General features: G+C 75.1%; 6 protein-coding genes. 2 read left to right on the forward strand and 4 right to left on the reverse strand.

From position 1 onward, the window contains the following. The 4 genes from uvrC to ACRYR9_RS19075 form a co-directional block, all read right to left on the reverse strand. A partial coding sequence (gene uvrC / locus ACRYR9_RS19060; RefSeq protein WP_432540211.1) for an excinuclease ABC subunit UvrC occupies positions 1-2,043 on the reverse strand: 2,043 nt, incomplete at its 3' end. Positions 2,044-2,110: 67 nt separating this feature from the next. Further along, a complete protein-coding gene (locus ACRYR9_RS19065) occupies positions 2,111-3,160 on the reverse strand; it encodes an NAD(P)-binding protein (RefSeq protein WP_432497668.1) in 1,050 nt (349 codons plus the stop codon). Between the two features lie 243 nt (positions 3,161-3,403). After that, positions 3,404-4,213, reverse strand: a complete 810-nt coding sequence (locus tag ACRYR9_RS19070; RefSeq protein WP_432497671.1) for an SDR family NAD(P)-dependent oxidoreductase — start codon at positions 4,211-4,213, stop codon at positions 3,404-3,406. A gap of 128 nt (positions 4,214-4,341) precedes the next feature. Beyond that, complete coding sequence (locus ACRYR9_RS19075; protein ID WP_432497679.1) at positions 4,342-5,664, reverse strand: M20/M25/M40 family metallo-hydrolase; 1,323 nt, start codon at positions 5,662-5,664, stop codon at positions 4,342-4,344. A 128-nt stretch (positions 5,665-5,792) separates the two neighbouring features. On the opposite strand from ACRYR9_RS19075, the gene ACRYR9_RS19080 reads away from it, so the two are divergent. Together ACRYR9_RS19080 and ACRYR9_RS19085 are read left to right on the forward strand one after the other, a co-directional pair. Then, the gene (locus ACRYR9_RS19080) at positions 5,793-6,500 is read left to right on the forward strand and encodes a GntR family transcriptional regulator (RefSeq protein WP_432497673.1); all 708 of its coding nucleotides are present in this window, start codon (positions 5,793-5,795) and stop codon (positions 6,498-6,500) included. Between the two features lie 232 nt (positions 6,501-6,732). Beyond that, positions 6,733-7,644: a sugar phosphate isomerase/epimerase family protein gene (locus tag ACRYR9_RS19085; protein WP_432497682.1), complete on the forward strand. Its 912-nt coding sequence runs from the start codon at positions 6,733-6,735 to the stop codon at positions 7,642-7,644. Positions 7,645-7,799 lie beyond the last annotated feature (155 nt).

Raw genomic sequence — 7,799 nt, forward strand, 5'->3', positions numbered from 1 at the left:
CACCCGCGCCGCGGCGGCGTCGCCCGCCGCGGGGGGGGCCCCCCCCCCCCCCCCCCCCCCCCCCCCCCCCCCCCCCCCGCCCCCCCCCCCCACGCCGGGGACCTCGGCGACCTCCTCGGCGGTGGCCGCGCGCAGCTTCTTGACGGATCCGAAGTGCTTCAGCAGGGCTGCGCGGCGCGCCGCGCCGAGGCCGGGCACACCGTCCAGGGCGCTGGCGGTCATGGCCCGGCTGCGCTTGGAGCGGTGGTAGGTGATGGCGAAGCGGTGGGCCTCGTCACGCACCCGCTGCAGCAGGAACAGGCCCTGGCTGGTGCGCGGCAGGACCAGGGGGTGCTCCTCCCCCGGCAGCCAGACCTCCTCCAGCCGCTTGGCCAGCCCGCACAGGGCGACGTCCACGACGCCGGCGTCGGCGAGCGCCCGCGCGGCGGCCTCCACCTGGGGGCGGCCGCCGTCGACGACGACGAGGTTGGGCGCGTAGGCGAAGCGCCGGGGGCGCCCGGTGTCGGGGTCGACGGCGCCGGGCACCTGCCCGCCGGTGGCGCCGTCCAGCTCCACCACGAGCCCGCCCGCCCCCGCGGTCTCGGCATCCGCTTCCGCCTCCACCTCGGCCCGGCCGGCGACCGGGGCCGCACCGGCGTCGCGCTCGGCGCGCGAGCGCCTGAACCGGCGGGTGAGGACCTCGCGCATGGCGCGGGTGTCGTCCAGGCCGCCCTCGTCACCGCGCACGGCGAAGCGGCGGTAGTCGCCCTTCTTGGGCAGCCCGTCCTCGAAGACGACCATGGAGGCGACGACGTTGGTCTCCTGGGTGTGCGAGACGTCGAAGCACTCGATGCGCAGCGGTGCCTCGTCCAGGCCGAGGGCCTCCTGCAGCTCCTGCAGCGCCACGCTGCGGGTGGTCAGGTCCCCGGCGCGGCGCGTCTTGTGCAGGGCCAGCGCCTGCGTCGCGTTGCGCTGCACGGTCTCCATGAGGGCGCGCTTGTCGCCGCGCTGGGGCACGCGCAGGTCCACGCGAGCGCCGCGCAGCTCGCCGAGCCAGTCCTCCACCTCGGCCTCGCCGGTGGCCGGCAGGTGCGGGACCAGCACCTCGCGGGGCACGGCCTCGCCGGCCTCGCCGCCGTAGACCTGCAGCAGCAGCTGCTCGACGAGCTCGGCGGGCCCGACGTCCTCGACCTTCTCCACCACCCAGCCGCGCTGGCCGCGCACCCGCCCGCCACGCACGTGGAAGACCTGCACGGCGGCCTCGAGCTCGTCGTCGGCGACGGCGAAGACGTCCGCGTCGGTGGCGTCGGGCAGGACGACGGCGGACTTCTCCAGCGCCTTCTGCAGGGCGCCGAGGTCGTCGCGCAGGCGGGCGGCGCGCTCGAAGTCCAGCTCGGCGGCGGCGGCGCGCATCTCCTGCTCGGTGCGGCGCACGAACCGGGCGGTGTTGCCGGCCACGAAGTCGCACAGGTCCGCGGCGAGGGCGCGGTGGTCCTCGGTGGAGATGCGGCCCACGCAGGGGGCGGAGCACTTGTCGATGTAGCCCAGCAGGCAGGGGCGGCCGGAGGCGGCGGCGCGCTTGAACACCCCGGACGAGCAGGTGCGCACGGGGAAGACCCGCAGCAGCAGGTCGACGGTCTCGCGGATGGCCCAGGCGTGCGTGTAGGGCCCGAAGTAGCGGGTCCCCTTGCGCTTGGCGCCGCGCATGACCTGCACGCGCGGCACCTCCTCGCCCATGGTCACCGCCAGGTACGGGTAGGACTTGTCGTCGCGGTACTTGACGTTGAAGCGCGGGTCGAACTCCTTGATCCAGGAGTACTCCAGCTGCAGCGCCTCGACCTCGGTGGAGACGACCGTCCACTCCACGCCGGCCGCCGTGGTGACCATCGCCAGGGTGCGCGGGTGCAGCGCCGCGGGGTCCTGGAAGTAGTTCGCCAGGCGCTGGCGCAGGCTCTTGGCCTTGCCGACGTAGACGACCCGCCCCGCCGGGTCGCGGAAGCGGTAGACACCGGGCTCGTCGGGGACCTCCCCGGGCCTGGGGCGGTAGGTGGCGGGGTCGGGCACGCCTAGAGGCTAAGCCGGGGCACCGACGCGCCGGCCCGGGGCGGTGCTCCCCGGGACCGCCGTGCCCTCAGCGCACGGGGACCGCGAGCCGCTGCACCGCGGCGCGAGCGGCGGGCAGCCCGTCGCCGGCACCGGCCACGGGACCGTCCTCGACGCGGACCAGGCCGGGCAGCGGTGCACCGCCGGCCTCCTCGGCCGTGAGCGGCAGGCTGGCGGGCAGGCGCAGGACCACGTCGTCGAGGACGCGCACCGGCCCGGGCACGCCGAGGGCGGGCAGCTCGGACAGCACCAGGCGCCGCAGGGCGGCGTCGTCCATCGCGGCCAGCTCGTCTCCGGGAGCGGCCAGCTCGGCGCGCAGGACGGCGCCGCGGGTCGAGGCCAGGGTGCGGGGGCGCCACGCGCGGGCGGACGTCAGCCGGCGCACGCGGGGCTCGGGGGCGGCCGCGGTCACGTCGTGGGCGCGCGGGCCCACGACGGCGCCGTCGGGGGCCTCCACCAGCAGGTGCACCAGGTGGGCGTCGCGGCTGCTGGCCACGGCCACGCTGCCGGGCGGCAGCAGGCGCCGGTGGGTGGGCAGCGCGTCGACGACGCCGCGGCAGGCGAGCAGGCGCGAGCCGGAGGCGTCCTGGACGCGCACGGCGGCGAGCCCGCCGTCCTGCACGTGCAGGCCGGTGGCGGTGGTCCCGGTCAGCACGAGCGCACCGCGGGCCCGCAGCCGGCGGGCCAGCTCAGCCCACAGCGCACCGGTGCCGGCGACGGGGCTGAGGACCTCGGTGCTGCGGCGGGGCACCCGGGGGCGGTGTCCCCGTGCGGCGAGCGCGTGCCGGGCGCGGGTGCGTTCCACGTGCCCGCCGCTGAGGTCCAGCCACTGGGCCACGACGGGCGGCGCGGCGGCCACCGCGAGCCCGGGTGAGCTCAGCGAGTGCGGCAGGCCCCACAGCTGCACCGACCGGGCCAGGCCGCCCACGGTGTCGGCGGCCTCGACGACGACGACGTCGACGCCGGCGTCCAGCAGGGCCTCGGCGGCTGCCAGACCCCGCGAGCCGGCGCCGGCGACCACCACGGGCAGGCCGGCACCCGTGCCCGCCTCCTGACGCACGAGTGTCGGTGCGCTCACTGGTTCCACTCCTCCCCCGGCGCCGACCGGTGCCGCGCCCCTGCGCGCGACCCCGGCTCCCCCGGCGCTCCACGTCCTCGGTCCCGGCCCGCTCCGCGAGGTGGGCCGAGGTGGGCAGTGTGCCAGCGCCCGGGGCACGGGGCGGGGAGTTCCGCCCTACTGACACAGCAGCATCACCATCAGTGACCTATTGGTTACATCAAGTGCAGGAGGCGGCTCCGCAGGCCCGCCGTGGTGGTGCCGTCAGTCCGCCGAGCCGGGCTCGGCGAGCTTGCCCTGCCCCTTGGCCAGCGGCGCGTTCGGCAACAGGTTGGCCGTGGCGCCCTGCAGCTTCGTGCCCAGCGATCCGGTGACCACGTGGTCGCGGCCCTTGCTCAGCGCCTTGAAGGCCTGCTCGGCGACGGTGGCCGGGTCGTCCTTGGCGGACGTCTGCGCCATCTTCGTGTCCTCCATGCCGGCGCGCTCGAAGAACTCCGTGTCGGTGGGGCCGGGCAGGAACGCGGTGACGCTGACCCCCGCCTGCTCCAGCTCCTGGCGCAGCGACTGCGCCAGGGACTGCACGAAGGCCTTGGAGGCGCCGTAGACGGCCTGGTAGGGGGCCGGGACGCGCGCGGCCAGGGAGGAGGTGAACAGGATCCGGCCCTGACCGCGCCGCACCATCGCGCGGGCGGCCAGCTTGGCCAGGTGCACGAACGAGACGACGTTGAGGTCGATGAGGTGCAGCTCGTCCTCGAGGTCGGTCTCGACGAACTCGCCACCCACGCCCACCCCGGCGTGGATCGCCACCGCGTCCACGTCCCGCCCGCCCGCGGTGGCCGCCGCCCACAGCTGCTCCACGCCGGCGGCGGTGGACAGGTCCACGCGGACCGCCTCGACGCGGGCGGCGTCCTCCACCTCGGCCAGCTGCGCCGGCACGTCGGTGATGCGCTCGTCCTCGGCGGCGACGAGCACGTCGTAGCCGCCGGCGGCGAACTGCTTGGCCAGCTCCAGCCCGATGCCCGTGGAGGCTCCGGTCACGACGGCGAACGGGCGGGACGTCTCGGGAGTGCTCACTGCGGACCTCCGGGTTCCGGCGCGCCGCGGGTGCGGCGGCTCTGGCCCCACTCCTGCCCCGTGCGCGCCGATCCATGCGCGCCGATCCATGCGCGCCGATCCGTGCGCGCCGGAGCGGGCGGACCGGTTCAGCAGGTGGCGACGAACCGCTGCAGCACCCGCACTCCGAAGCGCAGCGCGTCCAGCGGGACGCGCTCGTCCACGCCGTGGAACATGCCGGCGAAGTCCATGCCCGCCGGCAGGCGCAGCGGCGCGAAGCCGTACCCGCGCACACCCAGGTGCGAGAACGACTTGTTGTCGGTGCCTCCGGCCAGGCAGTACGGCAGGACGGCCGCCCCGGGGTCCTCGGCCTCCAGCGCGGAGCGCATGCGGTCCACCAGCGGCACGGCGAAGTCCGTCTCCAGCGCCACGGACTCGTTGACGGTCTCGACGTCGACGCGCTCACCGGCGAGCTCGCGGATCGTGCTCAGCAGTTCCTCCTGCCGGCCGGGCAGGTACCGGCAGTCCACCAGCGCGGTGGCGGTGCCGGGGATGACGTTGTGCTTGTACCCGGCCTCCAGCACGGTCGGGTTGGCGGTGTTCTGCAGGGTGGCGCCCACCCACCGGGCGGTGGTGCCCAGCGTCGCCAGCAACGCGGAGGGGTCGTCCTCGTCGAACCTCACGCCGGTGATCTCCGAGACCCCCTGGAGGAACTGCCGGACGGTGGCGGTGTACTCGAGGGGCCACTCGTGCGCGCCGATGCGCGCCACGGCCGCGCACAGGCGGGTGACGGCGTTGTCGGTGCCGACCTGCGAACCGTGCCCGGCGCGCCCGTGCGCCACCAGCCGCAGCCAGGCCAGGCCCTTCTCCGCGGTCTGCAGCAGGTACGCGCGCCGGCCGTCCAGGTCGACGGAGAAACCGCCGACCTCGCTGACGGCCTCGGTCACGCCCTCGAAGAGGTCGGGGCGGTGGTGCACGAGCCACTCCGCGCCCTGCACCCCGGCGGCCTCCTCGTCGGCCAGGAACGCCACGACGAGGTCGCGCGGGGGGCGCTGGCCGGTGCGGGCCAGGTCGCGCACGACGGCCAGCAGCATCGCGTCCATGTCCTTCATGTCCACGGCGCCGCGGCCCCACAGGCAGTCGTCGGCGATCTCGCCGGCGAAGGGGTCCACGCTCCAGTCCGCGGCGCGGGCGGGCACGACGTCCAGGTGCCCGTGCAGCAGCAGCGCGCCGCGCTCGGCGGTACCGCGCTCGTCGCCGGGGATCCGCAGGACGACGTTGCCGCGGCCGGGGAAACCCTCGACGTACTCCGGCTGCAGGCCCACCTCGTGCAGCAGGGCCGCGACGTGCTCGGCGGCGGCCCGCTCGCCGGGGCCGGAGCCGTCGCCGGGGTTGGAGGTGTCGATGCGGATCAGGTCGCGGGCGAGGTCGACGACCTCGTCCTGGGCCACCTGCCGCGCCTGCGCGGACAGGTCCTCCCCCTCGCCGCTCGCCCGGCCGCCGTCCGTCGCGTTCCCCTGTGCGCTCACGCGCGCCACGCTAGACGCCGCCCGCCCGGTGCGCGGGACGGACCCGGTGCGGGCGGTAACGTCCGCGTGCCATGGGAACCCCACCACCGGCCGCCGTGGCACCGGCGCGCCCGGCCGGCGCGGGCGAGTGGACGGGCGAGGGGCACCGCGGGGTGACCGACGCCGTCCACGACGCGCTGCTGGAACTGCTCATGAGCCGCGGGGTCGAACCCGGTTCGGCCCTGCGCACGCAGGGCCTCGCCGACCGGCTGGGCGTCTCGGCCACCCCGGTGCGCGAGGCGCTGGCGCGCCTGGAGGGCACCGGCCTGGTGGTGCGCAGCGCCCGCCGCGGCTACCGGGCGGCACCGTTGCTGTCGGCGCGCGAGCTCGTCCAGCTCGTCGACGTGCGCCTGCTGGTGGAACCGGGCAACGCCGAGCGGGCCTGCGCCCGCGCCGACGACGCGTTCGTCGCCCGGCTGCACGAGGCGGTCGAGCGGCAGCGGCACGCCCCCACGGGGCCCGGCTACAGCGGGTTCAAGGACTACCTGGCCGCCGACTGGGCCTTCCACGAGCTCGTCGCCGAGGGCACCGGCAACCCGTTCATCGTGCGCACCCTGGACTCCTTCCGCGGGTTCGTGCAGCGCCTGCACCAGGTGGAGCAGCACGTGCCGGACTCCGCGGAGAGCGTGGCCGAGCACGAGGCGATCGTGCGGGCCTTCGAGGTGCGCGACCCGGTCGCGGCGGCCGCGGCGATGCGCGTGCACCTGGAGGGCGTGCTGGCGAGGGCCACCCCGGGCTGACCCCCGGTGCGGGGCCGTCGGCGCGGGCACGCGGACGGGGCGCGGGACGTTGACAGCTCGGACGAGGTGCGGCAGTCTGCTCCCCGTCCTGATTTTCTATAGAATCTGGGACCCCGGGTCCCGATGGAGCGATGACGTGAGCGACGACGCCGCACAGCCCACCCAGCGCACGACCGTCTTCGACGGCTACCCCGAGGTCCTGACTCGGGAGAACTGGCCGATCACCGTGCCGATGATGCCGCACCCCGGCGTGCTGGCCGACGGCACGTCGGTGCAGGACCAGTCCGCCGAGGGGTGGGCCGCGACCCTCGACGTCATGGTCGACGCCGGGTACACCAGCATCGACCCCACCGACACGTGGATCCGCATCGCGGACCTGCCGCCGGAGCGGCTGCAGGAGTTCGCCCGCACCGTGCGCGCCGCGGGCCTGAGCATCCCGGCGTTCTCCACCTCGCGCCGCAGCGTCATGGACCACGAGAAGGCCGACGAGAACCTCGCCTACTCGCACCGCGCGATCGACGCCTGCGCCGCCATCGGCATCCCGCTGGTGAACTTCGGGTTCATGCGCGGCTTCACGCCGGCGCAGGCGAAGGCGCTGTGGTTCTGGCTGGAGCCCGGCTACTCCGACGACTTCTCCGACGAGGCGCGCCGCACCGCCGTCAAGAAGATCCAGGAGCTGGCCAAGCACGCCCAGGAGGTGGGGGTGCAGATCGCGCTGGAGATGTACGAGGACACCTACCTCGGCACCGCCGACTCGGCCGTGCAGTTCATCCACGAGGTGGGCTACGACAACGTCGGCCTCAACCCCGACTTCGGCAACATCTGGCGCCTGCACCGCCCCGTGGAGCCGTGGGAGGAGATCGCGGCGAAGATGCTGCCGCACACCAACTACTGGCACCTGAAGAACTACTACCGCGACGAGGAGCCCGGCACCGGCTCGGTGCGCACGCACCCGGCGCCGCTGGAGTTCGGCACCATCAACTACCGCAAGGCCATCACCATCGCCGTCGAGTCCGGCTTCCGGGGCACGTTCTGCGTGGAGCACTACGGCGGCGACAGCATCAGCGTCGGCGCCACCAACCGTGAGTACATCCGCCGCGTCCTGCCCAAGCAGACGCCCTGGGCCCCGTTCCGCACCCTCTGAGCGATCGAAGGAGACCGTTCGAATGACGAAGATCTTCGGGGACCCGTCCTCGTTCGTCGACGAGTCCGTCGCCGGTTTCGTGGACGTCTACTCCCGCTTCGTGCAGCCGGTGCCGCACGGGGTGATCCGCTCGACCGCCACCCCTGAGGGCAAGG

The sequence above is a fragment of the Kineococcus auxinigenes genome, from assembly GCF_050871525.1.
GTDB lineage: Bacteria > Actinomycetota > Actinomycetes > Actinomycetales > Kineococcaceae > Kineococcus.

Excerpts from the sequence above, each read along its gene's own strand:
- ACRYR9_RS19085 (WP_432497682.1), top strand. The coding sequence starts at position 6,733 with ATGATGCCGCACCCCGGCGTGCTGGCCGACGGCACGTCGGTGCAGGAC.
- ACRYR9_RS19080 (WP_432497673.1), top strand. The coding sequence starts at position 5,793 with ATGGGAACCCCACCACCGGCCGCCGTGGCACCGGCGCGCCCGGCCGGC.